General features: G+C 70.7%; 27 protein-coding genes. 13 read left to right on the top strand and 14 right to left on the bottom strand.

The annotated features are described in order from the left end of the window. Positions 1-340 precede the first annotated feature (340 nt). Positions 341-1,030 carry a Crp/Fnr family transcriptional regulator gene (locus tag CLV71_RS27685; protein WP_243866765.1) on the bottom strand — a complete coding sequence of 230 codons (690 nt, stop codon included), beginning with the start codon at positions 1,028-1,030 and terminating at the stop codon, positions 341-343. Next, entirely contained in the window at positions 1,030-1,962 is a 933-nt protein-coding gene (locus CLV71_RS27680; protein WP_133905794.1) for a hypothetical protein, read from the bottom strand. The genes CLV71_RS27685 and CLV71_RS27680 overlap by 1 nt, the downstream gene beginning before the upstream one ends. Positions 1,963-2,151: 189 nt before the next feature. Between CLV71_RS27680 and CLV71_RS27675 the strand changes: the two genes are divergently transcribed. The 9 genes from CLV71_RS27675 to gcvT all read left to right on the top strand — a co-directional run bounded on the left by CLV71_RS27675 (position 2,152) and on the right by gcvT (position 9,443). Beyond that, the gene (locus tag CLV71_RS27675; RefSeq protein WP_133905793.1) at positions 2,152-3,678 is read left to right on the top strand and encodes a hypothetical protein; all 1,527 of its coding nucleotides are present in this window, start codon (positions 2,152-2,154) and stop codon (positions 3,676-3,678) included. Next, positions 3,675-4,283: a hypothetical protein gene (locus CLV71_RS27670; RefSeq protein WP_133905792.1), complete on the top strand. Its 609-nt coding sequence runs from the start codon at positions 3,675-3,677 to the stop codon at positions 4,281-4,283. The genes CLV71_RS27675 and CLV71_RS27670 overlap by 4 nt, the downstream gene beginning before the upstream one ends. 84 nt (positions 4,284-4,367) lie before the next feature. Beyond that, positions 4,368-5,057, top strand: a complete 690-nt coding sequence (locus CLV71_RS27665) for an energy-coupling factor ABC transporter permease (protein ID WP_208297785.1) — start codon at positions 4,368-4,370, stop codon at positions 5,055-5,057. Further along, positions 5,054-5,401: a PDGLE domain-containing protein gene (locus CLV71_RS27660; protein WP_133905791.1), complete on the top strand. Its 348-nt coding sequence runs from the start codon at positions 5,054-5,056 to the stop codon at positions 5,399-5,401. The genes CLV71_RS27665 and CLV71_RS27660 overlap by 4 nt, the downstream gene beginning before the upstream one ends. Positions 5,402-5,432: 31 nt before the next feature. Continuing rightward, positions 5,433-6,161: an energy-coupling factor transporter transmembrane component T family protein gene (locus tag CLV71_RS27655; protein WP_133905790.1), complete on the top strand. Its 729-nt coding sequence runs from the start codon at positions 5,433-5,435 to the stop codon at positions 6,159-6,161. Beyond that, positions 6,158-6,886, top strand: a complete 729-nt coding sequence (locus tag CLV71_RS27650) for an energy-coupling factor ABC transporter ATP-binding protein (RefSeq protein WP_133905789.1) — start codon at positions 6,158-6,160, stop codon at positions 6,884-6,886. Before CLV71_RS27655 ends, CLV71_RS27650 begins: the two co-directional genes overlap by 4 nt. A gap of 68 nt (positions 6,887-6,954) precedes the next feature. Further along, entirely contained in the window at positions 6,955-7,446 is a 492-nt protein-coding gene (locus tag CLV71_RS27645) for a SigE family RNA polymerase sigma factor (RefSeq protein WP_133905788.1), read from the top strand. A 17-nt stretch (positions 7,447-7,463) separates the two neighbouring features. Then, on the top strand, positions 7,464-8,318 hold the full coding sequence (locus CLV71_RS27640) for a hypothetical protein (RefSeq protein ID WP_133905787.1): 855 nt from the start codon (positions 7,464-7,466) through the stop codon (positions 8,316-8,318). Positions 8,319-8,354: 36 nt separating this feature from the next. Further along, positions 8,355-9,443 carry a glycine cleavage system aminomethyltransferase GcvT gene (gcvT, locus tag CLV71_RS27635; protein ID WP_133905786.1) on the top strand — a complete coding sequence of 363 codons (1,089 nt, stop codon included), beginning with the start codon at positions 8,355-8,357 and terminating at the stop codon, positions 9,441-9,443. Between the two features lie 91 nt (positions 9,444-9,534). On the opposite strand, the gene ku is transcribed toward gcvT, so the two are convergent. Next, positions 9,535-10,473 (bottom strand): non-homologous end joining protein Ku, encoded by a 939-nt coding sequence (ku, locus tag CLV71_RS27630; RefSeq protein WP_133905785.1) that lies wholly within the window; start codon positions 10,471-10,473, stop codon positions 9,535-9,537. 155 nt (positions 10,474-10,628) lie between these two features. Here ku and CLV71_RS27625 point away from each other — a divergent pair, with 155 nt between their 5' ends. Then, complete coding sequence (locus CLV71_RS27625) at positions 10,629-10,922, top strand: WhiB family transcriptional regulator (RefSeq protein WP_133905784.1); 294 nt, start codon at positions 10,629-10,631, stop codon at positions 10,920-10,922. On the opposite strand, the gene CLV71_RS27620 is transcribed toward CLV71_RS27625, so the two are convergent. Genes CLV71_RS27620 through CLV71_RS27605 form a run of 4 tightly spaced genes read right to left on the bottom strand, consistent with a single transcriptional unit; the run spans position 10,915 to position 14,103 of the window. Continuing rightward, positions 10,915-11,721 carry an alpha/beta hydrolase gene (locus CLV71_RS27620; RefSeq protein ID WP_208297784.1) on the bottom strand — a complete coding sequence of 269 codons (807 nt, stop codon included), beginning with the start codon at positions 11,719-11,721 and terminating at the stop codon, positions 10,915-10,917. The genes CLV71_RS27625 and CLV71_RS27620 overlap by 8 nt on opposite strands. Next, positions 11,718-12,851: a S1 family peptidase gene (locus CLV71_RS27615; protein WP_133905783.1), complete on the bottom strand. Its 1,134-nt coding sequence runs from the start codon at positions 12,849-12,851 to the stop codon at positions 11,718-11,720. The genes CLV71_RS27620 and CLV71_RS27615 overlap by 4 nt, the downstream gene beginning before the upstream one ends. After that, complete coding sequence (locus tag CLV71_RS27610) at positions 12,848-13,480, bottom strand: hypothetical protein (protein WP_133905782.1); 633 nt, start codon at positions 13,478-13,480, stop codon at positions 12,848-12,850. Before CLV71_RS27610 ends, CLV71_RS27615 begins: the two co-directional genes overlap by 4 nt. Then, positions 13,477-14,103: a hypothetical protein gene (locus CLV71_RS27605; protein ID WP_133905781.1), complete on the bottom strand. Its 627-nt coding sequence runs from the start codon at positions 14,101-14,103 to the stop codon at positions 13,477-13,479. Before CLV71_RS27605 ends, CLV71_RS27610 begins: the two co-directional genes overlap by 4 nt. Before the next feature lie 118 nt (positions 14,104-14,221). Here CLV71_RS27605 and CLV71_RS27600 point away from each other — a divergent pair, with 118 nt between their 5' ends. Continuing rightward, positions 14,222-17,206: a glycine--tRNA ligase gene (locus tag CLV71_RS27600; RefSeq protein ID WP_133906045.1), complete on the top strand. Its 2,985-nt coding sequence runs from the start codon at positions 14,222-14,224 to the stop codon at positions 17,204-17,206. Between the two features lie 1,284 nt (positions 17,207-18,490). On the opposite strand, the gene CLV71_RS27595 is transcribed toward CLV71_RS27600, so the two are convergent. Further along, complete coding sequence (locus CLV71_RS27595; RefSeq protein WP_133905780.1) at positions 18,491-18,901, bottom strand: hypothetical protein; 411 nt, start codon at positions 18,899-18,901, stop codon at positions 18,491-18,493. Further along, complete coding sequence (locus CLV71_RS47970) at positions 18,898-19,047, bottom strand: hypothetical protein (RefSeq protein ID WP_166664283.1); 150 nt, start codon at positions 19,045-19,047, stop codon at positions 18,898-18,900. The genes CLV71_RS27595 and CLV71_RS47970 overlap by 4 nt, the downstream gene beginning before the upstream one ends. A gap of 175 nt (positions 19,048-19,222) precedes the next feature. On the opposite strand from CLV71_RS47970, the gene CLV71_RS27590 reads away from it, so the two are divergent. Next, complete coding sequence (locus CLV71_RS27590) at positions 19,223-19,486, top strand: hypothetical protein (RefSeq protein ID WP_133905779.1); 264 nt, start codon at positions 19,223-19,225, stop codon at positions 19,484-19,486. A 218-nt stretch (positions 19,487-19,704) separates the two neighbouring features. Here CLV71_RS27590 and CLV71_RS27585 read toward each other — a convergent pair whose 3' ends face one another. The 4 genes from CLV71_RS27585 to CLV71_RS27570 all read right to left on the bottom strand — a co-directional run bounded on the left by CLV71_RS27585 (position 19,705) and on the right by CLV71_RS27570 (position 24,195). Next, the gene (locus CLV71_RS27585) at positions 19,705-22,035 is read right to left on the bottom strand and encodes a glycoside hydrolase family 65 protein (RefSeq protein ID WP_243866741.1); all 2,331 of its coding nucleotides are present in this window, start codon (positions 22,033-22,035) and stop codon (positions 19,705-19,707) included. A 221-nt stretch (positions 22,036-22,256) separates the two neighbouring features. Then, a complete protein-coding gene (locus tag CLV71_RS27580; protein WP_133905777.1) occupies positions 22,257-22,976 on the bottom strand; it encodes an HAD family hydrolase in 720 nt (239 codons plus the stop codon). A gap of 26 nt (positions 22,977-23,002) precedes the next feature. Then, the gene (locus CLV71_RS27575) at positions 23,003-23,461 is read right to left on the bottom strand and encodes a GNAT family N-acetyltransferase (RefSeq protein ID WP_133905776.1); all 459 of its coding nucleotides are present in this window, start codon (positions 23,459-23,461) and stop codon (positions 23,003-23,005) included. 8 nt (positions 23,462-23,469) lie between these two features. Beyond that, positions 23,470-24,195, bottom strand: a complete 726-nt coding sequence (locus CLV71_RS27570; RefSeq protein WP_133905775.1) for a PaaX family transcriptional regulator C-terminal domain-containing protein — start codon at positions 24,193-24,195, stop codon at positions 23,470-23,472. A gap of 53 nt (positions 24,196-24,248) precedes the next feature. On the opposite strand from CLV71_RS27570, the gene CLV71_RS27565 reads away from it, so the two are divergent. Continuing rightward, positions 24,249-25,859, top strand: coding sequence for an acyl-CoA dehydrogenase family protein (locus CLV71_RS27565; RefSeq protein ID WP_133905774.1), 1,611 nt, complete (start codon positions 24,249-24,251; stop codon positions 25,857-25,859). Here CLV71_RS27565 and CLV71_RS27560 read toward each other — a convergent pair. Next, a complete protein-coding gene (locus CLV71_RS27560) occupies positions 25,852-26,235 on the bottom strand; it encodes a VOC family protein (protein WP_133905773.1) in 384 nt (127 codons plus the stop codon). The genes CLV71_RS27565 and CLV71_RS27560 overlap by 8 nt on opposite strands. Between the last annotated feature and the right edge of the window lie 48 nt (positions 26,236-26,283).

Below are 26,283 nucleotides of genomic sequence, written 5' to 3'. Positions count from 1 at the left end.
CCGAACCCCCAGAACCGGCGGTGCCGCGACTCCCCCGACATCCTCAGGGCCGCACTCACGCACCGAGCACGACGAGCACCAGCAGATGGCTCTCCATGTCACGCCTCCCTCTTCGGTCCGACCTGCGGGAAACCCGGAGAGACGACGCGGAATCAGACTCGGACACCGAGAATGAGGCCCAACACGACACCGATCGTGAACAACCAGAATCCGAGCCGCACGACGGTGGAAACCGTCACGAAGTACCTCATGTCCGTCCCCCCGAACCTCATCCCGTTTCTCCGGGCACCATTAGGTTCGTACGGAACGGAATTCGGGACAGCGCAGGGTGACGTCCCCGCTAGGTGCCATCTGGCACATTCCCGGCGAGGCGGCGGAGCACCTCGAGCGCGGACAGCACGAACGTCCGCCTGCCGGTGACGAGGATCCCCCGCTCGCGGAACGTCTGGAGCGCACGGGCCACGGCACGCCGTGAGCCCCCAATGCTGTTCGCGATGTCCTGCTGTGTCAACGGCATCCCGACGAGCACGCCGTCGGGGGTCTCGGTGCCGTGCAGGTCGGCCAGCCGCACGAGGAACGCCGCCACCCGCTGTGCCACGTCCATGGTCGCGAAGCCGACCCTCGCCCCGTCCGCCTTGCGCAGCCGCACCGCCATCTGCCGCAGCAGCGCGACGCCGACGGCCGCCCGGTCGTGCAGGCAGGACAGGAAGGCATCGTGTGAGAACTGCGCGAACTCGGTCTCGTGCAGGGTGTCCACGGTCGCGGTGCGCGGCCAGCCGTGCAGCACCGCGAGGTCGCCGATGACCTCGCCGGGACCGCACAGCGAGAACAGCACCACCTGCCCGTCGCGGGCGTTGATGTAGACCCGAACCCAGCCGGAGAGCAGCACCAGCACGTGGTCGGTCGGGTCGCCCTCGTGCATGAGCGTCCTGCCGGTCGCCAGCTTGCGGATCGTGGCACGGCCGAGCAGGAACTCGCGGTCCGCCCGCTCCAGGTAGTACAGGAACGAGCCCTGCACCGGTGGTTCCATCACGGCGCCGACCAGCGCATGCCGTAGCTGAGGCCCTGGTGCAGCCTGGAGAACTCGAGCCCGACCTCGCCGAGGCGGTCCGGTTCGAGCAGCCCGTCGGCGGGCTCGAAGTCGTCGATGGCCCGGGGCGGGATGCCGTTCAGCCGCCAGATGCGCTTGGGCACGTCGGCGCCGAAGCGCACCCGCACGGTGAACCGCTCGCACGGCTGCAGTGGCGTCAGCACGAAGAACGGCGGCATGATCGCGCGCGGCGGCACGGCGACCCGCACACCGAGCTCGTGCCGCTCACCCGAACTGAGCGTCCTGGGCAGCCGCACGGCGTACCGCGCGTGGCTCGGGGTCACCTGCTCGGCCTCGATGATCTCCCCGCCGTACAGCATGGTCGCGCCCGCGGCCACCGGCTCGTGCTGTGCCGACCTCGTGTAGCGCAGCTCGATGCCGTCGAGGTGGTCGGCAGAGGCGGCGATCACCCGGTCCTCCACCAGGTGCGGTGGGTCGATGTCCAGCCGCAACAGCGCGCGCATCGAGCCGACGTGCCAGCCTGCGTGCAGGTTGGGGTCGGAGACCAGCTCGTCGAGCTGCTCGGCGAGGATCCGGAAGCCGATCTTCATCCGGCGCACCGCCGCCCTGGGGTGGTCGCGGTTGATCTGCCGCGCGGCCCACCCCATCCGGTCCTGCATGAACTGGTGGTTGGCCTGCGGGTGCAGTGCGAGTGCGGCGAGCACCGAGACCCGCAGGTCCTCCGGCAGCCGCTCGCACAGCTCGGCGAGACGGCCCGCGACCTTGCGCCGCACCGTGGCCGGCGAGTCGGCCGAGGTGACCCCGCACGCCGTGCGCAGCCCCGGGCCGACCCGGTCGGCGACGTCCCCGGCCTGCATGCCCCGGCCACGCGGGATATCCAGGAGCTCGTCGAAGGTACTGCGCACCACCATCCGAACATCGTTACAGATTGCCGAATGTCAAGTCCACCGGCACACTGTCCAATAATTGTCGGCGTCCCGAACAGGGGACATATCTTTGACAAATTGGCGCGGCATCCCCAGGTAAAAACGTGGACGGCTACCGTCGAAATCAACGGGTTCGGCCGAGCGTGGGGCGTGGGGATGTCGACGGAGCGCAGCGTGCGGAGCGACCACGCTCGTGGGCGCGACGACACGACGCGGTACCTCTGTGCCGCGGCGCACCTCGACGACCGGTTCGCCGACCGGGCGATCAGGGAGTTCCTCACGGAACCGACCCGCGCCGCGCCGCCCGTCGCAGGGGTGCGGGCAGGCGCCGTCCTGGCCGAGGCGGTCGCCGCCCGTGCCCGTCGGAAGGTCCGGGACACGCTGGTGGTGACGCTGTTCGCCGGTGTCCTGGTGACGTTGTCGCTGAGTCTGCTCGTCGGGTGGCTGCTCGTCGGGGTGATCGTCTTCCTCCGGCGGTCCACCCCGGGCCGGGGAGCGCTGCCCGCGGTCGGTGGTGGGCTCGTCGCGATCGCGTTGCTGATCCTGCTGTTCCGGACTTCCGAGGACGTCACGAGCTACTCCTACGGCGTGGGGCTCACCGCGGCCGCGGTGCTCGCCGTCGGGTTGCTCGTCGTGTTGCTCGCGGTCCTGGTGGTCGACGAGTACGTGGTGTGGCACCACATCGAGGTCCGGTTCCTGCGTGGGTTCCTGCTCACCGACCCGAGCCCGGACGCGCTGTCGTCCCGGTCGCGGCGGGTGTTCCTCTTCGGCGCAGAGCACTTCCTCGCGCAGCTCCGCCGCTGCCTTCGCCGGCACCAGTGGATGGCCGACCCGGCGACGCCGGACGACGCCGTCCAGGTGGTCGTCACACGTGGCCCGCGCGTGTTCGTCGGCGCTGGCGAGCCGCACGGGCCGTGGTCGCTCGCGGTGCCGCTGCGGCCCCGGTCGAGCGCGGAGGACGTGCGGCCGCTGTGCGCGGGGGCGCTGTACGAGGGCGTCGCGCGTGCCGTGCGGGCCCTGCGTGGCGAGTTCGCCGACCTGCGTGTCACCGAACGGGTGGTGGTGGCCGCGGCGGGCCTCGTCGAGAACGTCGAGCGGGCGGGGGACTTCCTCGCGGACCCGGGGGCGGCCCCGTACCCGTTGCTGAGGGGTCAACGGGTACGGGAGCTCCGGGACCGGCCGCTCGGGTGGGCCGCCTACTACCTGGTCTTCCAGTTCGAGGCGCGTGACCGCGACGTCGTCGTCTCCACGTTCCTGCACCTCGCGGTGCGTGACGCGACCCTGCACGTCGAGTGGGTGCCGTGCGTGCTGCCACCGCTGAAGAGGGAGTACAGCGCGATCGACACCACGCCGGACTCGCCGCTGCTGCCCGTCGTGCGGGCGGTGCTGCGGTTCCTCGTCCTGCCCATGACCGTGCCGGCCCGCCTGCGGACGGTCTGCTCGGTGATCCGCCCGAGGCGCAGGGCGCCGGGCACGCTCACCGCCGACATGTACGGCGTCGCGCACAGCCTGCGTGAGCTCGCCGCCGACACCGGCTCGCGGAGCCACCCCGGGCCCGGCGACCGGGTCAAGGTGCTGGAGGGCAGGCTCACCTCGGTGCTCCGCGAGTCGCTGGCCGAGGCGGGTTACGAGGCCGTCGTGCCGGGCGGCGGCGGATACCCGGGCAGACGGCCGGCGGACCCGGCGGGGACGGCTTCGTGATGTCGGGCGCCTGGGGGCCGCCGGAGGTCGCCGAGCACCGCCGGGCGAACCGGCTGGGGTTCGTGGTGGACGTGGTGAGCTACGGGCAGCGGACGGTGTCGGACCAGGAACGGATCTCCCGCCGGCTGGAGGCGTTGCTGAGGGCCGTGGTCGCCGACGTCGGCGACGACTTCGACGAGGTCGACCGGGACAGCGGCTCGGGAGACGGCCTCGTGGTGTTCCTGCCGACCGCCAGCGACCCCGTCGAGCGGCTGCCCGCCCTGTTGCGGTCGGTCGCGGCGCGGCTGGCCGAGGACAACCGGGCCGCCGCCGACCGGATCCGGCTGCGCATGACCGTCGGCGCCGGGCCGGTCGCGCGGGGCGGTCCCGTGTTCGCCGGGCCCCTGGTCGTCAACATCTCCCGGCTCGTCGACAGCGAGGCCCTGCGCCGCGCGGTGGCCGACAACCCGGACGCCGACCTGGTGGTGCTGGTGCTCGACGTGCCGCGCACCGACGTCGTGGCACCCGGCTACACCCCGCTCGCCGCGGACCGCGTCGGGCTCGTCGACGTCGCGATGAACGAGTTCGTCGACCGGGCGTGGCTGTGGGTGTCCACCCCGGGGTAGTCGGGGTGGCGCGGGCCACACGAACACGAATCGTTGTTGCAAATCCCTGGTGATAGCCGGTCTCTGGTATCTAGGGTGGTGTTCGTGTCCCAATCCGTAGCCATGCACATGAGTGACGGCCTGATCAACGCCCCGACGTCGGTCATCTTCGGCGGTGTCGCGGTGGTCGGGATGGCGGTCGCGATGGTCGGCGCACGCCGTGACCTCGACGACCGGACGGCGCCGATGGCGGGCCTGGTCGCCGCGTTCGTGTTCGCCACCCAGATGCTGAACTTCCCGATCCTGCCCGGCGTGAGCGGTCACCTGCTCGGCGGCGCACTGGCCGCGATCCTGGTCGGCCCGTTCGTCGGCGCCCTGTGCGTGGGCATCGTGCTCGTCGTGCAGGCGCTGGTCTTCGCCGACGGCGGGCTCACCGCGCTCGGCGCGAACATCACCAACATGGCGTTGATCGGCACCGCGGCCGGCTACCTCATCGCCGTGGCGCTGCGTCCGCTCGCGACCCGAGGTCGAGGCGGTCTCGCCGCGACCGCGTTCGTCGCGGCGTTCTGCAACACCGTGATCGCCTCGCTCGGCTTCGTGCTGGAGTTCGCCATCGGCGGTGACGCTGCGTTCTCGCTGGGTGGCGTGGCGGCGACGATGGTCGGCCTGCACGCGCTCATCGGCATCGGCGAGGGCGTGATCACGGCACTGACCGTCACCGCGGTCGCCGCGGCCCGTCCCGACCTCGTGCAGCTGCTGCGGGGCACGGCGAAACCCCTGGAGGTCCGGACGTGAGGCGGCAGTGGAAGTTCCTCCTCGGGTTCGCGCTCGTGGCGCTGGTGTGCGCGGGCGTGCTGTCCTACTTCGCCGACTCCGACCCGGACGGCCTGGACAGCGCCACCCTCAAGGGCTGCGAGGTGGTGGAGACCGACCAGGGCGAGGAGCTGACGGGGAGCTGCATCGCCCAGCGCGGCGGTGACCACCACCTGGCCGACAGCCCGCTCGCGGACTACGCCGTCGGCGGCGACAGCCGCTTCACCGGCGTGGCGGGCGTGGTGGGGGTCCTGGCCACGGCGGTGCTCGCGGGTGGGTTGTTCTGGCTGCTGCGCAGGCGCCCCCGTGACCGCGAGAAGACATGAGCGGAGCTTGCGGAGCAGGCGCGGGGGCGGCATGAGCGGAGGACACGCCCAACACCTGCTCTACCACCCCGGTGACTCTCCGGTACACCGGTTGCCCGCCCAGGTGAAGATCGTCGCGGCCCTGCTCACCGTGTTGTGTGTGGTGGCCACGCCGCGTACGGAATTCTGGGCGTTCGGGGCGTACCTCGTCCTGGTCGTGGCGGTCGGGCGGGTCGCACACGTGCCCGTGGGCCACTTCGCGAAGCGGGCGTTCATCGAGGTCCCGTTCGTGCTGGTGGCGATCCTCATGCCGGTCCTCGGCGGCCAGGCGGGCGCGCTCGCCGGGTGGAACATCCTCGCCAAGGGCACCCTCGGCGTGCTCACCTCGCTCACCCTCGCCGCGACCACCACCCCGCGTGACCTGATCGTCGGCCTGCAACGCCTGCGCACCCCGGCCGTGCTGACCACGATCGCGACCCTCATGCTGCGCTACCTGGAGGTCATCGCCGCCGAGGCGCGGCGGATGCGGCTCGCCAGGATCTCCCGCGGCCACGACCCGCGTTTCCTGTGGCAGGTCGGCGCGACCGCGCGGGGCGTCGGCGCGTTGTTCGTCCGCAGCTACGAGCGTGGCGAGCGGGTGCACCTGGCGATGCTGTCGCGGGGCTGGACGGGCGCCATGCCGGAACGCGGCGTCGCGGCGGGCACCAGCACGTGGCTCGCCGGCCTCACGCCGGTGCTGGCCACGGCCGCCGTGCTCGGCACGGCAGTATTGGTCCCGTGACACCCGCGCTCGTGGTCAAGGGCCTCGCCTTCGCCTATCCCGACGGCCACCAGGCGCTCTACGGCGTGGACCTGCGGATCGAGCAGGGGGAGCGGGTCGCCCTGCTCGGCCCCAACGGCGCGGGCAAGACCACGCTCGTCCTGCACCTCAACGGCGTGCACACCGCGGGTGCCGGGCACATCGAGGTCGCGGGCCTGCCGGTCACCAAGGCCAACCTGCACGAGATTCGCCGCCGCGTCGGCATCGTCTTCCAGGACCCGGACGACCAGCTGTTCATGCAGACCGTCGGCGAGGACGTCGCGTTCGGGCCCGCGAACTTCGGCCTGCGGGGTCCGGCGCTGGACGAGCGGGTCCGTCAGGCCCTCGACGCAGTCGGCATGGCCGAGCACGCCGACCGGTCGCCGCTGCACCTGTCCGGCGGGCAGCGCCGCCGCGTCGCGCTCGCGACCGTGCTGGCCTGCGACCCGGAGATCCTCGTGCTCGACGAGCCGTCCGCGAACCTGGAGCCGGTCGCGCGCCGCGAGCTGGCCGAGGTGCTGCTCTCGCTGGGGCGCACCACGCTGATGGTCACCCACGACCTGCCCTACGCGCTGCAGCTGTGCCCGCGCAGCGTCCTGATCGACGACGGCGTCGTGGTCGCGGACGGCCCGACCCGCGAGCTGCTGGCCGACACCGCGCTGCTCGCCGCCCACCGCCTCGAGCTTCCCTACGGTTTTCACCTCTAGCGAGCAACCCCACCCGGCCCGGGCCGCGTTCCAGCCCGTGTAGAGGCGATGACGTCGGGGAGGCATGGGTGAAACGGTCCGAGGAACACGCGTACCGCGAGTACGTGACCGACCGGATGGAGGTCATGCGGCGTACCGCGTACCTCCTGTGCCGTGACTGGCACACGGCCGACGACCTCGTGTCGATCACCATCGCGAAGCTGTACCGGCACTGGTCGAGGGTCGGTGGCGCCGCCAGTCTCGACGCGTACGTCCGCAAGGCGCTGCTGCGCACGTGGCTGGACGAGAAGCGCAGGCCGTCGCACCGCCGCGAGCAGGTGGCCGGCGAGTTGCCGGAGCTGCCGACGGCCGAGGAGTTCGCCGTGGTCGACCGGGCGCAGCTGCTCGACCTGCTCGACGGGCTGCCGCCGAGACGACGCGCGGCCGTCGTCCTGCGCCTCTACCTCGATCTCTCGGTGGAGGAGACCGCCGAGATCCTCGGCTGCTCGACGGGCACCGTGAAGAGCCAGACCGCGCGGGGGCTCGACACGTTGCGCGCCAAGGCGGCCGAGGCCGAATGAACGGAGAGGTGCGGGACATGCACAGGGAGCTTTTCGACGACGCGATCGGGGAGGCACCGCGCTCCACGGTCGACGTGGACGCGGTCATCACCCGCGGCCGCCGCGCGGCACGGGTCCGCCGCGTCGCCAACCCGGCGGTCGCCGCGGGGGTCGCGGTGGTGGCGCTGGTCGGCGCGATCACGTTGACCATGGGCGGGGACGACGGCGGCGGCGTGCCGGTCGGGCAACCGCCGAGTCCGACGAAGACGTCCCCGTCGTACGGCGTGCCCACCGACGTCGCGACGCCCGCGTGGTGCGTCAGCGCCGACCTGGAGTCGGTGTCGGCGATCAACCACCGGCTGACCCAGGCGGCGACCGAGGCGTTCCAGGCGAGGCTGCCCGGCGCGCGGCTCGACACCAACCCCATGAGCGAGTACCCGGACGGTGTACAGCACGGGCCGTTCGAGTTCTTCCAGGCGACACCGGGGGACACGATCAACGACGCGCCCGTCTGCGGCGGCGAGAAGGTGTACTTCCTGTCCCGCGCGTCCGTCCACACGGAGGCGGGCGACGGGAGCATGCTGGTCTACCTGCAGCCGGTCTACGTGCCGTCGAAGTCGATCGTGAACTGCGGCGACGGCCTGGTCTACTGCGCCGTGGTGGACGGGCCGCAAGGCGAGCGCATCGTGAAGTCGAGCCACGTGGCCGAGGGCGGGGTGACCGAGAACCGGGTCGACGTGACCCGGGCGGACGGCACCTACGTCACCATCACCGCCCAGAACATCGGGACCGACGTCAAGGTCGGCGGGCCGCCGACCTCCCCGGCTCCGCCGCTGGACCTCGACCAGCTGGCGACGATGGCTCTGGAGCCAGGGATGACGCTGGCCCCGTAGGTTCCCCTGATGCTCCGGTGGGGCAGGATCTGGGCCATGAGCACACTCTCGCCGCTTGACGACGTGCACACCGGGCTCGGTGCGTCGTTCACCGACTTCGCAGGGTGGTCGATGCCGCTGCGCTACGGCAGCGAGCTCGCCGAGCACAGGGCGGTGCGGGAGGCCGCCGGTCTGTTCGATCTCTCCCACATGGGTGAGATCGAACTGACCGGCCCCGAGGCCGGGCGTGCGCTGGACTACGCGCTGGTCGGCAACCTCTCCGGGGTGAAGCCGGGCCGCGCCCGCTACACGATGATCTGCGACGGCGAAGGCGGCGTGCTCGACGACCTGGTCGTCTACCGCATCGGCGAGGACCACTTCATGGTGGTCGCGAACGCCTCCAACGCGTCGCTGGTGTTCACCGAGCTGTTCTCCCGTGCCGAGGGCTTCGCGGTGGAGGTGGTGGACCGGTCGACCGCGTGCGCGTTGATCGCCGTGCAGGGCCCGCGTGCGCAGGAGATCCTCGGCGCGGTGTGCGACGCTGACCTGCCGGCGCTGCCGTACTACGGCTGTGTGCCGACGGTCATCGGCGGCCACGACATCCTCCTGGCCCGCACGGGTTACACCGGTGAGGACGGCTTCGAGATCTACGCCGAGGCACCGCACGCCGCGGACGTGTGGCGGACGGTGTCGGAGTTCGACTTCCTGGTGCCCTCGGGCCTGGCGTGCCGCGACACGCTGCGCCTGGAGGCGGGCATGCCGCTCTACGGCAACGAGCTGACCTCCGACATGACCCCGTTCGACGCGGGCCTCGGCCGGGTGGTGAAGTTCGACAAGTCGGCGGACTTCATCGGCCGCGCGGCACTGGAACGCCGCCGCGACGAGGGCAACGCCGCCCAACAGGTCCTGGTCGGCCTCGTCTCGGAGGGCCGCCGCGCCGCCCGCCACGGCTACCCGGTGCTGGACGGCGACCAGCAGGTGGGCACGGTGACGAGCGGAGCCCTGTCCCCGACCCTCGGACACCCCATCGCGATGGCGTACGTGCCGCCGGCCCTCACCACCCCCGGCACCGAGCTGACGGTGGACATCCGCGGCAAGGCCATGCCGGTGTCGGTGGTGAAGCTCCCGTTCTACAAGCGCGGCTGACCCAACGCACTGAAGGCGTCCTTCGTAACGTCGGGTGTACTGAAGGACGCCTTCGTAACGCTGTGCGTACTGAAGGCGTCCTTCAGTACCGTCAGGAGGCGGCGGCGGTCTGCTGGGCCTCGGCGACGGCCTTGGCCAGTTCGTCGCGGGTCATCTTGGAGCGGCCCTTGATCTCCAGTTCCTTCGCCAGCTTGTCCAGTTCCGCCTTGGTCAGGTCGTCCAGGGAGGGCGCGGGCGTGGCGCTGCGGCCCTTCTTGCGGCTCTCCACGCTCCGTGACAGGGCCTCGAACAGGTCGACCACCTTCGTGGGCTCCGACGGCTCGGCCTCGGCGACGATCTCCTTGCCATCGCGCTTGGTCTCGATGAGCTTCTCGACCTGTTCGGTGTAGTTGTCGTGGTAGTCCTCCGGGCGCCATTCGTCCGACATGGACTCCACGAGGCTCACCGCCATGTCCAGCTCCTTGCCGCGAGCCGTGGTGACCTCCGGCAGCGACTTCAGCTCCTTGGCCGGGTCGCGGATGTCCTCGGGGAACAGCAGCGTGTTCAGCACGAGCATGCCGTCACCCGCCCGTACCGCGGTGAGGTACTCCTTGCCGCGCATGACGAACGACGCCACGCCTGCCCGGTTGGTCTTCTCCATCGCCTGCAGCAGCAGGGAGTACGACTTGCCGTACTCCTCTTTGGCCGGTGCGAGCCAGTACGTCTTCTGGAAGTGGATCGGGTCGATCTCGTCCAGGTCCACGAACGAGTTGATGTCGATCGTCCGGGAACGGCCGGGCGCGATGGCGTCCAGCTCCTCCGGCTCGATGATCACGTACTCGCCGCCGCCGAGGTCGGCGCCCTTGACGATGTCGGAGAACGCGACCTCCTTGCCGGTGCGTTCGTTGACCCGCTTGTACCGGATGCGGTCCGAGGTGCCCCGCTCGAACTGCCGGAAGCTGATCGTGTGGTCCTCGGTCGCGCTGTACAGCTCAACGGGGATCGTCACCAGCCCGAAGTTGATGGCCCCGCTCCAGATAGGTCGCGCCACAGTACCGCCCCTCCCGTCGTCCCGGTGGTCATCATGGCCCCTTCCAGCGACAACGCACCACCCCGTGACTTGGACCACGGTGGTTTGCGCCGCGAATTCCTCGGGTACCACCACGGCAGAGAGGCCACGCACAGCGTTGATGGAGGAGCACTGCCATGGTGGACGTTTCCCGGCTGCCGGGTCCTGTAGCGGAGACCTGGGACTGGCAACGGCTGGCTTCGTGCCGCGGCCAGAACAGCGACATGTTCTTCCACCCGCGCGCCGAGCGCGGCCAGGCCCGCGAGGAGCGTGTGGCCAGGGCGAAGGAGGTCTGCCGCGGCTGCCCGGTCATCGTGCAGTGCCGCCACCACGCGCTCACGGTCTACGAGCCCTACGGCATCTGGGGCGGCCTCGACGAGGGTGAGCGGCGCGTGGCCTACGCCCACCGCAAGCAGCTCGAGGTCAGCTGACCAGGTCGACGACGGCGCCGACCACGCGAGACCCGGCGAGCAGGATCGGGTCGTTGTGGTCGGCGTCCGGTATCTCCACCACCGTCACCGGCCCCGCCGCCGCGTCGGCGACCGCCCGGCTCTGCGCGGGCGGCACGACCGCGTCGGCCGCGCCGTACACGACGAGGGTCGGCACCCGGACCCGGCGCACGTTCTCCGCCACGGGGAACCGGTCACGCAGCAGCAGGCGCACCGGCAGGAACGGGTAGTGCTCGGCGGCCGTGTCGGCCAGCTCGGTGAACGGCGAGCGCAGCACGAGCGCGGCGGGCGGGTACTCGACGGCCAGCTCGGCCACCACGCCGCCGCCGATGCTGTCGCCGAAGTAGACCAGCCGGTGCCCGGGCACCCGCAGGTCGCCGACGAGGTGGTCGCGGGCCGCCCGCACGTCCAGTGCCAGCCCGTCCTCGCTCGGGCTGCCCGCGTTGCCGCCGTAGCCCCGGTAGTCGAACAGCAGCACGTCGAAGCCCTTGGCGCGTAGCGCCGCGGCCAGGTCGGCCCGGTGCAGGCGGCTGCCGCCGTTGCCGTTCGCGACCAGGACCGTGTAACCGAGGTCGCGGCCGGTCGCCGGCACGAACCATGCCCCGAGCATGAGCCCGTCCGAGGTGGTCAGCGTGACGTCACGGGCACCGGGCAGCACCTCGGCCGCCTCCGGCACCGGCTCGTCGGATGGCAGGTAGACGAGGCGGCGCTGGCACAGGTAGGCGACCGTGACCAGCACCAACACGACCAGTACGAGGCCGACGAGCACCCTGACGATCACGGCGGCGGCTCCGGCACGGGGAAACCGTACGGCGGAGTCGGCGCGGCCATGGCGGCACGCCGCCGCCTCGCCAGCAGCGCGACCCCCGCGGCACCCGAGAACACGGCGATGCCCGCACAGGCGACGATCAACGCGACCAGGAGCCCGTTGTCACGGCCGTGACCGCCGCGCCCGGCGGCGAGGTCGCGCAGGCGCCGTGCCTGCGGGCTCGGCGCGGCGGCCAGCACTGCGTCCAGGTACTCGACCGCGGTGTCGTACTCGCCGTCGTAGTAGGCCTCGACGCCGGTCCGGTAGTCGCGGTCGGTCGGCCCGAGGCCCGGGGCGATGCCCTTGCCGCGCAGCAACCCGGTGAGCGTCGTGGCCGCGGTGGCGAGGTTGGACGACCGCGGCGTGCCCGGCAGCCGGCTGACCAACCCGACGAGCCTGCCCCGCGTGTCCACGACCGGGCCGCCGCTCATGCCGGGTGCGACGGCCGCGCTGATCTCCAGGAAGGGGGGCCCGTCCCGCGCGCCGGAGATCCGCCCGTTCCTGCCGCTCGGCTCGGCGACCTGCTCGCTGGCGGCCGGGTAGCCGATGGCGACCACGGGTGTGCCCGCGGCGACGTCGGCGTCGGTGACTTCCAGCGCCGGCAGGTTGCTGCGCGGCACCTTCAGCACCGCGACGTCCCCCTCGGCCGCCACACCGACGACCGACGCGGGCGCGACGTCGGTCCTGCCGGTGCCGGTGGCCCGCTCGACCTGGACGCGCCGCGTGACGGGGCTGCCGGTCCGTGCGCCCTCGACGACGGCGTTGTCGGCGAGCTGCTGCCGTGCGGCGGCCCTGTCCCGCACGCGGCCGAGGGAGGCCAGCTCGGCGACCGCCATGTCGATCAGGCCGTCGTCGCCGTCGACGCAGTGGCCCGCGGTGGCGACGTACCCGTCCCCGTCGACCACCGCGCCGCTGCACGACGAGGTGAACGTGTAGCCGCCGGCGCCGCCGAACACCTCGCCGGTCCGCGCGTCACGCACCCAGCCCTGCCAGGAGGCGCTGACGTGCACGACGGCGGGCTGGGCGATGGCGGCGGCCCGCACCTCGGGGCTCGCGGGCTGCCCGGCCGAGAGGAGGAGCAGGGCGACGGCGACGCGGATCATCCGTACACCCCGTAGTCGCCGGTCCGCTGCCAGGTAGCGCTGTAACCACTCTCCCGGGTGCCGCTCTCGACGACCTGGTTACCCGTGCAGCTGATGTCGTCGGTCTCCTCGATGCTCGGGTCGGGCGTCTCGGTGCCGGGGTCGAGCCTGCCGCGCCGGTCGTAGTAGTCGACGACGAGCGAGGTGGCGGCGAGCGAGTGGTAGGTGAGGGTCCTCTCGGTTGCGGACCAGGTGAGGACCCGCTCGCCGTTGCGCACGGTCCTGACCTCCTGGCCCCGGTGGTTGCCGACCATGGTGAAGTCGACGTCGCGTTCCACGACCTGCCCGTCCGGCCGGAACTCGTAGGACCGGTGGCCGCCCCCGTAGGTGAACGGCAGCGGGTCCGCGTCGATGTAGAACTTGATGACCTCCCGCTCGGCCACCACCTGCCACGACCCGACGAGACAGCTGGGCAGCCCGCCCTTCCGCCTGGCGGGCGCCACCCTTTCAGGTGACACAAGCGAAGCGGGGTCGACGACCGCGCAGCTCCGGCACGACTCCGGCCCACCCCGCTCCACCACGACGACGGTGAGAGTGGCCGCGGCGGTCCCCGCCACGACGGCGAGCGCGAACGCGAGCCGGGGCCTCATCCGTACACCCCGAAGTCGGTGGTCCGGTCCCACGTCGAGCGGTACCCGTTGTCACCGGTCTCCACGAGCCGCGTACCGGCGCACGCGTAGTGCTTGACCTCGTTGCGTCGCGGGTCGAGTGGCTCCGGTTGGCTGCTGACGAGCCCGCGCTGGTCGTAGTAGGACCACGTGAGGGCCGCGTTGGTGATGGCGACGAAGGTGAGCGTGTCCGCCGTACCCGTCCAGGTGAACTCGCGCCAGCCGTCGGCCACGAGCCGGGTCTCGTTGCCCCGGTGGCTGCCGACGAAGGTGATGTCGTCGTTGCGCTCGATCCCGGTGCCGTCCGGCCGGAACTCGTAGTAGCGCCCGCTCGTGGTGAAGAGGAACGGGTCGACGTCGGCGTAGAACTTGACCGGGACGGTCTCCTCGACCGTGCGCCACGACCCGACGAGGCAGTGGTCGACCCCTGGCTCGCGGGCCTGTTTCGGCAGGGGAGCGGGGGAGGGCAGCGCGGCGGGGTCGGCGACCGGACAGCTGCGGCACGACGCGGGCTCGGCCGAGCCGAGCAGGGGAACGGCCAGCCCTGCGCACGCCACGAGGGCTGTCGCGCACACCACGAGCAGTGCGGTGTGGATCCTGATCATCGGCACCTCAGTCCGGCGCACGCTCCAGAACCGGTATCGGGGGTCAATGTTATGGCCGGTGAGACGCCCGTGTGCAAGGGGAGATTTCCGCGATATTAGGGTTGTAGGGGTGCTGACCATGCAGGATGCGTTGCTCGCCTTGACCAGGTACTGGACCGACCGGGGTTGCATGATCGTGCAACCGTTCAACACCGAGGTCGGTGCAGGCACCCTCAACCCCGCGACCATTCTTCGTGTGCTGGGTCCCGAGCCGTGGCGGGTGGCCTACGTCGAGCCGAGCGTGCGTCCCGACGACTCCCGCTACGGCGAGAACCCGAACCGCCTGCAGACGCACACGCAGTTCCAGGTGATCCTGAAGCCGGACCCGGGCGATCCCCAGGAGCAGTACCTGGAGAGCCTGGCGGCGCTGGGCATCGACATCCACGCCCACGACATCCGGTTCGTCGAGGACAACTGGGCGAATCCCGCCACCGGCTCGTGGGGCCTCGGCTGGGAGGTGTGGCTGGACGGTCTGGAGATCACCCAGTTCACGTACTTCCAGCAGGCGGGCGGCATGAGCCTGGACCCGGTCTCGGTGGAGATCACCTACGGCGTCGAGCGCATCATCATGGCGCTGCAGGGTGTCAGTCACTTCAAGGACATCCAGTACGCGCCCGGCATCACCTACGGCGAGGCGTTCGGCCAGGCCGAGTACGAGATGAGCCGGTTCTACCTGGACGACGCGGACGTCGACACGCAGAAGCGCCTGTTCGAGGACTACGCGAACGAGGCCCGCCGCATGCTCGACGCGCGCCTGCCGGTCCCCGCGCACCTGCACGTCCTGAAGTGCTCGCACACGTTCAACATCCTGGACTCGCGCGGTGCGGTCTCCACCACCGAGCGCGCGAAGGCGTTCGCGAGGATGCGCGGCCTCGCGCGCGAGGTGTCGGCCCTGTGGGCGGAACGCCGAGCCGAGCTGGACCACCCGCTGGGGCTGGCGGAGCTGCGCCCGGCGGCGGGGATCCCCACGACGTTCGCGACGGTCGACTCGCCCGCCCCGCTGCTGTTCGAGATCGGCACGGAGGAGCTGCCACCCCACGAGGTGACCCGCAGCGCGGCAGCCGTCCGCGAGGCGGTGACCGCGAAGCTGGCGGCGACCCGCCTGTCCCACGGCGACATCGAGGTCCTGGCGACGCCGAGGCGCATAGTGGTCCTCGCCGACGACGTGGCCCCGGCGGAGCCGGACGCGGAGCGTTTCGTGAGGGGCCCGCGCGCGAGCGCCGCGTTCGACAAGGACGGCGAGCCGACGAAGGCGGCGGCGGGTTTCGCGCGTGGCCAGAAGATCGACCCGTCCGCGCTGGAACGAGTGGACGTGGACGGCGTCGAGTACGTGGGCGTGACGAGGACCGAGCACGGCAGGGGCGCGCTCGAGGTGTTGACCACGGTGCTGAGCGAGGTGGTCAACGAGCTGCGAGCCGACAAGAACATGCGCTGGAACGACCGCAAACTGTCGTTCACGAGGCCGGTCCGCTGGCTGGCCGCGCTGCTGGGCACCGAGCTGGTCCCGGTGACGGCGTCGTCCCTGACGGCGGGCCGCACCACGAGGGTCCACCGAACGGCGGAAACCCCGGTGGTGGAGATCCCGACGGCGGCGGGCTACCCGGAGTTCCTGGCAGGCCACGGGATCACGGCGTCGGTGACTCTCCGTCGCGAGGAGATAGTCACAACGGCGGGCGAACTGGCCGGCAGTGTCCACGGCACCATCGACGTGGACACGGAAAAGTCCCTGATCGACGAGATAGCAAACCTGGTGGAGCAGCCGAACGCGATTCTGGGCAGCTTCTCGGAGACCTACCTGGAACTGCCGCAGGAAATCCTGACCACCGTAATGCGCAAACACCAACGCTACCTCCCGGTGCGAACCGCGCAGGGTGCGCTGCTCCCACATTTCGTGGCGGTGGCAAACGGCAACTGCGACAGGGACGCCGTAAGGTCGGGAAACGAAGCGGTACTCCGCGCGAGGTACGAGGACGCGAGCTTCTTCTGGCGCGCCGACCTGAAAGTGGCCCCGGAAACAATGAAAGCAGGCCTGTCCCGCCTGGCTTTCGAGGAAAAACTGGGCTCAATGGCCGACAGGGCCTCGCGAATAGCGGCAGTAGCGGCAAACCTGAGCGACAGTCTGTCCACACAGGACAAGGCGACGCTGGAGCGCGCGGCGGCACTGGCCAAGTTCGACCTGGCCAGCCAGATGGTCATAGAACTGACCAGCCTCGCAGGCGTGATGGCCCGCGAGTACGCGGCCCGCTCCGGCGAACCGGAAGCGGTGGCCGAGGCCCTGTTCGACATGGAACGCCCAAGGTCGGCAGGCGACAAACCCCCGGCGACGATCCCCGGCGCGGTACTGGCACTGGCAGACCGCTTCGACATGCTGGTGGGGCTGTTCGCCGTGGGTGCCGCCCCGACAGGCAGCTCGGACCCCTTCGGCCTGAGGCGAGCGGCGGCTGGGGTGCTGACGATCCTGCGTGCGCACCCGGCGCTGGAGGGCATCACCCTGCCGAAGGGCCTGGCAGCGGCGGCGGCGCAGGTAAGGACCCAGGGCATAGAGGTCCCGGACAAGACCCTGGCGGAAGTGGCGGACTTCGTAACCCGGCGCTACGAGCAGCAACTCCTGGACGCAGGCCACGACCACAGGCATGTGGCGGCGGTCCTGCCACTGGCCGAGGCCCCGGCGGCAGCGGAAGCCACCCTGCGCGAGATCGAACAACGTGTGGGGGACAAGGACTTCGCGGCACTGGTGGCGGCACTGCAACGAGTCCGCAGGATCGTCCCGGCGGACACAGAAGCGGTCTACCACCCGGAAAAGCTGACGGAACCGAGCGAGGCGGCCCTCCATGCGGAGCTGACGAGGGTGAAGGACGAACTGCGCAACAGGTCGCTGGCGGACTTCGTGCTGGCGGTAGCGCCACTGACGGACCCGATCAACAAGTTCTTCGACGACATCCTGGTGATGGCGGAGGACAAGGAGCTGAGGGCAGCCCGCCTGGGCCTGCTGGCAACGATCCGAGACCTGGCCGCCCCGGTACTGGACTGGCAGGCCCTGGGCACAAGCTTCACCACGGACTAGCGCCCTCGGTCCCCGCACTGAAGGACTCCTTCCTGACGCTGGCCGTTACGAAGGAGTCCTTCATAACCGGGCCGCGGTATCCGCCGAGGGGCCGCGCCACGTGCACTGAAGGACTCCTTCCTGACGCTGGGCGTTACGAAGGACGCCTTCCTGACGGAGGCCGTGCGGTCCGGCGGCGGGACGCTTCGCGCGCTGCCCGCACTGAAGGACGCCTTCCTAACGCTGAGCGTTACGAAGGACGCCTTCATAACATGGACGCGGGGCCGTGATGAGGTCCCGTACCGGACTGCATCGGAGGGCGCCTTCGTGGCGCTGAGCGTCGAAGAACGCCTCACGCCAAGGGCAAGCTGCGGAAACGCGCCTCACGATGGACGCACAGAGGCCGCCTCGCAGAGCCGGCCACGAGACCGACGGCGGATGCCCTCTCACCTCCGACAACGCTGCAGGATCAGCTCATGCGCCGCCTGGGCTGCGCGGCAACAGCTGGCGCCGCCGCTCAACGGATGAAGCCGGCAGGCGCCCGCAAAGCGGGCGCCAAACCCCCAAACACGACAAAGCTACCCCACCCAACCCGCCCCCATTACCAACCCGAGCCCACACCCCACCCCTCGACCCACCCAACCCCGCCCCTAAAACCCACAAGAAGAGAATCAGAGAAGAACAACCTCCCGAGACCCCTCAGACCCCTTGACAATCAACTGCTCCCGATTCTCCCGAACCGCGCGATAAACAAAATCTCCATACCCGACAAGACGTCGCAAAGCCTCCGTAAGCGTAACGCCCTCACGCTCAATCACGTTCTCGAGAGCACGGACAGTATCCGGCGATACGGCAACGTTGATCCTCTTCGGTTCTGCCTTCGCGGACGTTGGCTGCCCATCGGACTCGGTCCGTGCGCCCTTAGCCGACATGGTCACATCCAGTGCGTGAGGTTCGGGCAATCGGGTTAAGTGTATGTGGGGTGCTGGTGCGGATGCAACACGAGAGCTACACGTAATCGACACTTACCGAGTGTTGTCATCCTGTGCTCGGAAGGTTACGCTCAGGGCGGGACAGCCTTGCTGACCTGCACGGACAGCCCGTGGCGGCCCCCGGTGTCACGAGGGAACACCGGGCGCCGGGGAGGGGCGTAAAGCATGCCTGACACCAGCTCCGCCCGCCGGCACGCGGAGCGACCACCGCTGCGCGTGAGCGGGATCGAACCCGTTGACGGGACCTGGTTCGAAACCGGCGACGAACCGCCCGCGGACCTGCCGCTCCTCGTTCTGCTGCCGGTCCCGCCGTTCACCGGTCCCGATCTCGGTCGAACCGGTTCGGGTTGACGTTCGCGCCCGAGCCGAAGAAGGCGCCGACGATCGTGGCGGCCGCACCCAGCAGGATCGGCAGCACGGTGCGGGTCAGCTCGGTCGCGAACTCGGCCGAGATCGCGCCCACCCACAGGCCGAGCACCAGCGCCAGCACGGTGAGCAGGATCAGCGCGCCCACACCGAAAAGCACCCACTTCTGCATCCGCAGGTAGTGCCTTCGCGCGGCGCTCTTGGCCTCCAGCTCGGCCTGGCGCTCGCGCAGCTCCAGCTCCCTGCCGCGCGCGATCAGCTCACGGTTGCCCGGCGGCGACCGGTCTATCCACGTGCCGTCGTCGGTCAGCTCGCCCGCGGCCGGGTAGCGCCGGTGCCGCCGTGGCCGGACGGTCATCGCTCGTCCGGCAGCGGGATCGTGGCGATCAGCGGGTCGTCGACGGGCCCGCCGGCACACTCCTCGTACCAGGTGTTCCTCGCCTCGTCGTCCGACGCGCGGCGGCGCTTCGACTCGTCGTCGCGGGGCGTCCTGGTGTCCCTCATGACGTTCCTTCGTGGGGCCGGAGCCGGGGTGTTCGCATGGCGAACAGTCACTCTCAGGAGCAGCGTAACTCCGGATTGCCACATAAACAACACTGTTTACGTGGTAGTACAATGTTGCTTATGTGTATGACCCGTGCCAAACTTGACAGACGGTCTGACAAGGCAGGGAAGTGATGTGGTCATGCTGGGTAACCGCACGGACGTTGAGGAGGCTCTCGAAGGACGCCTCGCCACTGATCCGCGACGCATCAACGTCGCCATCTCACCGGATACCGTGCGTGCGCTCGAACGGCTGATCGAGTGCGAGGACGTGACGCTCACCGAGGCGTTGCGCCGACTGGTCGGCTACGGCGACTTCGTCTACCGCGCGATGCGTGACCGCGGCGAGCAGCTCTTCCTCACCGGCCCCGACGGGCCGCGGGAAGTCGTGCTCCTCTGACCCGGGAGGGAAGGGCCCGGGGTCTCCACAAAGTCCTGGGAGGCGTCTTCGACCAGCGCCCCGAACACGCCTTCCAGGACAACCCGGCCACCGAGACCGTCCAAGCGAAACGCCGTGACCAGGCGTTTCGTGGCCTGGCGCGCTGCCCCGACGTGGGTTCCCCGGGGCGGTGGGCCCGGACGTCCTGAAGAGGTGCCCTCGGGCATCCCTTCAGGACGTCAGAACTTCGGCGTGCGCCGGTGCGGCTCGCGGCCCTTCGGCTGGCCGGGTGCCTCCCGGGGCGTGAGCTCCTCGATCGCCCGCCGCTCCGCCGCACCCTTCGTCAGCTCCACCGGCTCGCCGTGGTGCCGCACGGTCAGCGACGGCCCGTCGAGCAGCGTGTAGCTCGCGCCCGACTGGTCGATCTCCACCGCGAACCGGCTCCCGCGGTAGGACAGCCGGAACGCCAGCCGCGTCAGGGCAGAAGGCAGCCGCGGCGCGAACGCCAGCGCGCGGTCGTGGTCACGCATGCCGCCGAACCCGGCCACCGCCACCAGCCACGCCCCCGCGAGCGACGCGATGTGCAGCCCGTTGCGCACGTTCGCGTGCAGGTCGTGCAGGTCCGTGAGCGCGGCCTCCGCGAAGTAGTCGTACGCCAGGTCCAGGTAGCCGACCTCGGCCGCGAGCACCGCCTGGACGCACGCCGACAGCGACGAGTCCCGCACGGTCAGCGGCTCGTAGTAGTCGACGTTGCGGCCCTTCTGCTCCGGGGTGAACGCGTCGCCCCGCGTGTACATGGCCATCACGAGATCGGCCTGCTTCACGACCTGCTTGCGGTACAGGTCGAAGTACGGGTAGTGCAGCAGCAGCGGGTAGTTCTCCTGCGGCGTGGCGTCGAAGTCCCAGCGGGCGTGCTCGGTGAACCGCTCCGACTGCGGGTGCACGCCGAGCATCTCGTCGTAGGGCACCACCATCTTCGACGCGGCGTGCTGCCACGCCGCCGTCTCCTCGTCGGTGACCCCGAGCCTCGCCGCCACCGAGGGCTGCCGCTCACACGCGGCCGCGGCCTCCCGCAGGTTCCGCTGTGCCATCAGGTTCGTGTAGACGTTGTTGTCCACGACCGCCGTGTACTCGTCCGGCCCGGTCACCCCGTCGATGCGGAAACCGCCGTGCACGTCGTGGTGGCCGAGCGACCGCCACAGCCGCGCGGTCTCCACCAGGATCTCCACCGCGTGCTCGCGCTCGAAGTCCTCGTCGTCGGTCGCGGCGAGGTAGCGGGCGACCGCGTCGGCCACGTCCGCCGACACGTGGAACGCCCCGGTGCCCGCGGGCCAGTACGCCGAGCACTCGGCGCCGTCGATGGACCGCCACGGGAACGTGGCGCCCTCGAGCCCCAGCGCCTGCGCGCGTTCGCGTGCCTTGTCGAGCGTGCCGTGGCGCCAGCGAAGGGCGTCGCGGGCGGACTCCGGCATCGTGTACGTCAGCACCGGCAGCACGAACGTCTCGCTGTCCCAGAAGGAGTGCCCGTCGTAGCCGGGGCCGGTCAGGCCCTTGGCGGGGATGGCCCTGCTCTCGCCGCGCGCCCCGGCCTGCAGCACGTGGAACAGCCCGAACCGCACGGCCTGCTGCAACTCCGCGTCGCCCTCGATCTCGACGTCGGCGTTGGCCCAGAACTCGTCGAGGTACGCGCGCTGCTCGTCGAGCAGCCCCTGCCAGCCGGTCTGCCTGGCACCCGCGAGCGCGGCGTGGACCTGTGCGCGCAGCGCGGGAACGGACCGGCGCGCCGACCAGCCGTAGCCGATCAGCTTGGTGACCGCGAGCCGCGAGCCGCTCGGCACGTCGATGGCCGCGCTGAGCCGGGCGAGGTCGTCCTCGACGTGCATCTCGCACGCCATGCCGTCGCCGGCCTCGAAGCTGTGGTACATGCCCGCGGCGACCCGCAGCTTCGAGCGGCGGGTCTGGTGGACGAGCACCGCGTGGAGGCCGTCACCCTCGCCGTGCTCCGCGACGAGCGGTGCGTCGAGCGCGGAGCCGACGCGCGGGTCCTTGGTCGCGGACTCGACCGGTTCGTTGGCCAGCAGGTCGGACTGCAGCACGAGCTGGATGTCGCCGTCCAGCGGCTCGACCTCGTAGTGGATCGCGGCGACGGCGCGCTGCGTGAACGACACGAGCCGCTCGGAGCGCACGCGCACCCGCCGCCCGGTCGGCGACTCCCAGACGGTGTCGCGGCGCAGTGTGCCGGACCGGAAGTCGAGCACGCGGTGGTGCTCAATGGCACGGCCGTACCGCATGTCGAGCGGTTCGTCCTGCACGAGCAGTCGGATGATCTTGCCGTCCGTGACGTTGACGACCGTCTGGCCGTCCTCCGGGTAGCCGTAGCCCGCCTCGGCGTAGGGGAGTGGGTGCCGCTCGTAGAAGCCGTTGAGGTAGGTGCCGGGCAGGCCGCGTGGCTCACCCTCCTCGAGCGTGCCGCGCATGCCGATGTGACCGTTGGACAGCGCGAAGATCGACTCGGTGCGTTCGAGCGCATCGAGGTCCAGCGTGTCCCACCGCAGCTCCCAGGGAGCCACGGAAAACCCATGCGTCACGACGCCCCCTCGCCCGCCCTGCCCGACGCTACCCACATGGCAACGAGCGGGCCGTCCATTCTGCTCCCGCGACCCGTGCGAGAGTCCCACTCGTGCGACCTGAAGCCGTGCGAAAGTCCCACTCGTGCGGCCAGTCGCGGGTGAGCTGCCATCTCGGACCTCCCTGAGGATGCTCCGCAAACTCCGAAAGCTTCGCTCACGGCCTAGTCCTCCAACAGCTCGGCGAGGTCCTGGACCACGACGTTCGCGCCGTGGGCCCGCAGCTCCTCTGCCTGGCCCACCCGGTCGACGCCGACGACGTAACCGAAATGTCCCGCCTTGCCCGCCTGCACCCCGGACAGCGCATCCTCGAACACGACGGCGTTGGCGGGGGTCGTGCCGAGCGCCTCGGCGCCCGCGAGGAAGGAGTCCGGCGCAGGCTTGCCCCGCAGCTTGCGGTCGGTGATCACCACGCCGTCGATGCGTGCCTCGACGTACTTCGTCAGCTCCGCGGCGTCGAGCACCATCTTGGCGTTCGCCGACGAGGTGACCACGGCGATGCGCAGCCCGGCGGCCTTGCACGCCTCGACGTACCGCATCGAGCCCGGATAGGGCTGGACGCCGCGCTCGGCGATGATCTGCTGCACCCGCTCGTTCTTGCGGTTGCCGACACCCTGGACCGAGTCGTCGGAGGGCGGGGCGTCCGGCGGTGCCTCCGGCAGGTCGATGCCACGCGAGTGCAGGAACTCCCGCACCCCGTCGAAGCGGGGCCTGCCGTCGACGTGGTTGTTGTAGTCGGCGTCGGTGAACGGGGGTTGCCCGTGTTTCTCGAGCACCGGGTCGAACGTCTCCTTCCACGCGGCACGGTGGAGCGCGGCGGTGCCGGTGAGGACTCCGTCGAGATCGAACAGACAGGCGGTGATGTGATCAGGCAGGCCAAGCACGATGTGCACGCTACCCAAACCGGGGGTCAGGCGCTTGGCACCGTGAAGGTCAGTTGGGGAAGCTCTCGGCCGACACGGACCGCGGACGGGGACGAACCGGTCCTGATCGCCCCCATCGCGAGGTAGAACTTCTCGGCGAACGGGTCGGAGTCGATGGTGAACCTCCGCAGGCCGACGGTCCGCGCGGTCACGACGGCGTGGTCCCACAGCTCGCGCCCGATCCCCTCCCGCAGGTGGTCGGGGTCCACGAACATCAGGTCGAGCACGCCGGCGGGCGGTTCCCCCTCGAGTGCGTAGAACCCGAGGATCGTCCCGTCCCGCTCCGCCACGGTCACCCGCCGCTCGGCGACGTCCTGTGGTCGCACCGCGAGCTGGACGCGACTGCCCGCGAGGAACTTCTCGTCGTAGCCCCAGTACGCCTTCGACCGCACGGCCAGGTCGGAGATGAAGACGGCCTCGTCCGGCCGGGCGGATCGCAGTCGCATGGGGACAGCTAATCGATTTCGAGCCTGGCCCTCAAGAGCTTCTGGAACCGGTCGTCGAATTCCTCGTATCGGGTGCGCAGGCGCGGGCCCGGCCAGTCGGCCGGCAGCAGTTCGGCGGGCAGGAGCGGGTCCGCGAGGAAGTGGCGCAGGACCGCGGCGGCGAGCATGAAGCTCGACAGCAGGTCCGCCGCCTCGTCCAGCCCCGCCTCCAGCTCGCGGGCCGTGCTCGCCCAGCCCGCCAGGTCCCACAGCTCGTCCGCGAGGCCCGGTCGCTCGGGGCGCCCGGTGAGGAACGTGCACTGCTCGGTCACCAGCGCGGGGCGCTCGGTGGTGAGGTTCGCCGGGCGCAGCCACGTGCCCTCGCGCAGTTCCGCCAGGCGCAGCTCGGTCATGGCGGCGCGGAAGGCCGTGCGTTCCGTCGGGGAGCGGCGGGCGGCCGTCACCACGGCGATCTCCCACTCACCCGTCCACGGCCGCGTCGACGGCGTCCGGCTCTGGTCCTGGCGCGCCTGGCGGTCACGCAGCCGCCTCGTCAGCTGGTAGTCGCCGTTGACCTGGGTGAGGTCGCCCGCGGCGACCATCCGCGACAGTGCCACCCGGATGGTGCCCTCCGCGATGCCGAACATGTCGCCGACGCGGACCAGGCTGCGTGCGGGCAGGCGGGGCGGGTGGGCGCCGAGCAGGGTGCTCAGCACCGCCGAGCGTGCCGTCAGTGGCCGAAGCCCCGCAACCATCGCACCGCCTTACGCTCTAGCCTCACGTGTCGTAAGAATGTAACATCGGCCGCATGCCGGCTACCCACGTGGTCACCAACCAGGTCCCGCCGCTCGTCGGGCACGACGTCGCCGCCGACGCGGCCCTCCTCGACGGCCTGCACCGCCACGGTGCCGGCTGGGCCGAGCCGGAGCTGCACGAGCTGGGACAGCTCGCCGGGTCCGAACAGGCCCAGGAGTGGGGCCGCCTCGCCAACGCCTACCCGCCGGTGCTGCGTACGCACGACCGCTACGGCAACCGTAGCGACGAGGTCGAGTACCACCCCGCCTACCACGAGCTGATGACCGTCGCGGTCCGGCACGGCATGCACGCCGCGCCGTGGCGGGACGAGCGGCCCGGCGCGCACACGGCCCGCGCGGCACGCTTCTACACGTGGACCCAGGTCGAGGCGGGCCACGGCTGCCCGATCTCCATGACCTACGCGGTGGTCCCGGCGCTGCGCCACAACGCGGCCATCGCCGACCGGTACGAGCCCCTGCTGACCTCGCGGTCCTACGACCCGGGCCTGCGCGTCCCGGACACCAAGCTCGGCCTGACGGCAGGCATGTCCATGACGGAGAAACAGGGCGGCTCGGACGTCCGCGCGAACACGACCGCCGCCGTGCCACAGGCTGACGGCAGCTACCTGCTGACCGGACACAAGTGGTTCACGTCCGCGCCGATGTGCGACCTGTTCCTGGTGCTGGCGCAGGCGCCGGGCGGCCTGACGTGCTTCCTGCTCCCGCGCGTGCTCCCCGACGGCACCCGCAACCGCATGCACCTGCAGCGGCTGAAGGACAAGCTGGGCAACAGGTCGAACGCGTCGTCGGAGGTCGAGTACGACGAGGCGGTGGCGTGGCCGGTGGGGGAGGAGGGCCAGGGCGTCCGCACGATCATCCAGATGGTCAACATGACGCGCCTGGACTGTGTCATCGGGGCGGCCGCCGGCATGCGCCAGGGTGTCGTGCAGGCGGTGCACCACGCGACCCACCGCCAGGCGTTCGGCTCGTACCTGGTCGACCAGCCCCTGATGGCCAACGTCCTCGCCGACCTCGCGGTGGAGTCCGAGGCGGCGACCACGCTGGCGATGCGCCTGGCCGCGGCGACCGACAGGGCGATGGCCGGTGACGAGGCCGAGACCGCCTTCCGGCGGCTGGGGCTCGCGGTGAGCAAGTACTGGCTGTGCAAGCGTGCCGCCGTGCACGCGAACGAGGCGCTGGAATGCCTCGGCGGCAACGGTTACGTCGAGGAGTCGGGCATGCCGAGGCTGTACCGCGACGCACCGCTGAACTCGATCTGGGAAGGCTCAGGGAACGTGGCGGCGCTGGATGTGTTGCGTGCCATGGCATCCGGCGGCACGGAGGCGTTTTTCGCCGAGCTGGCCACGGGTGCAGACACGCGCCTCGACGCGGCGATCAGCGACCTGCGCAGGCGCCTGCCGGAGGCGGACCAGTCGTCGGCCCGCCGCGTGGTGGAGCGGATGGCGTTGGTACTGCAGGGATCGCTGCTGGTCCGGCATGGACACCCGGCGGTGGCGGACGCCTTCTGCGCGTCCCGTCTCGGCGGGGACTGGGGTGCCGCGTTCGGCACCCTCCCGTTCGGCGTGGACACCGCGGCGATCGTGGCGAGGGTGGGCGTCAAGTGAGCTGGACGAGGTCCCACCGGTTGCCGTAGAGGTCGCGGAAGATGGCCACGGTCCCGAAGACCTCGTGCCGGGGCTCCTCCTCGAAGCGGACGCCGTGCTGGCTCATCCGCATGTGGGTGGCCGAGAAGTCGTGCACGTTGAGGAAGAACCCGACCCGGCCGCCGTGCTGGTCGCCGACCCTGGCCTGCTGTTCGTCGCCGACGGCCCTGGCGAGCAGCAGGCCCGTCTCGCCACCGGGCGGATCCACGACCACCCAGCGTTTTCCGTTCCCCTGATCGAGGTCCTCCCTCAGCGTGAATCCCAACGCACCGGTGAAGTACTCGATCGCTTCGTCGTAGTCGCGGACGAGCAGCGCGACCAGTCCCAGGTATGCCACCCCACGAATCCTGCCCTACCGCCGGCGGGCGCCTTCGCCGGCGGGGTT

Origin of the sequence: Actinophytocola oryzae (genome assembly GCF_004364325.1) — a bacterium.
GTDB lineage: Bacteria > Actinomycetota > Actinomycetes > Mycobacteriales > Pseudonocardiaceae > Actinophytocola > Actinophytocola oryzae.
Note: the sequence above shows the minus strand (reverse complement) of the source record. Positions and strands in the feature narration are given on the sequence as shown.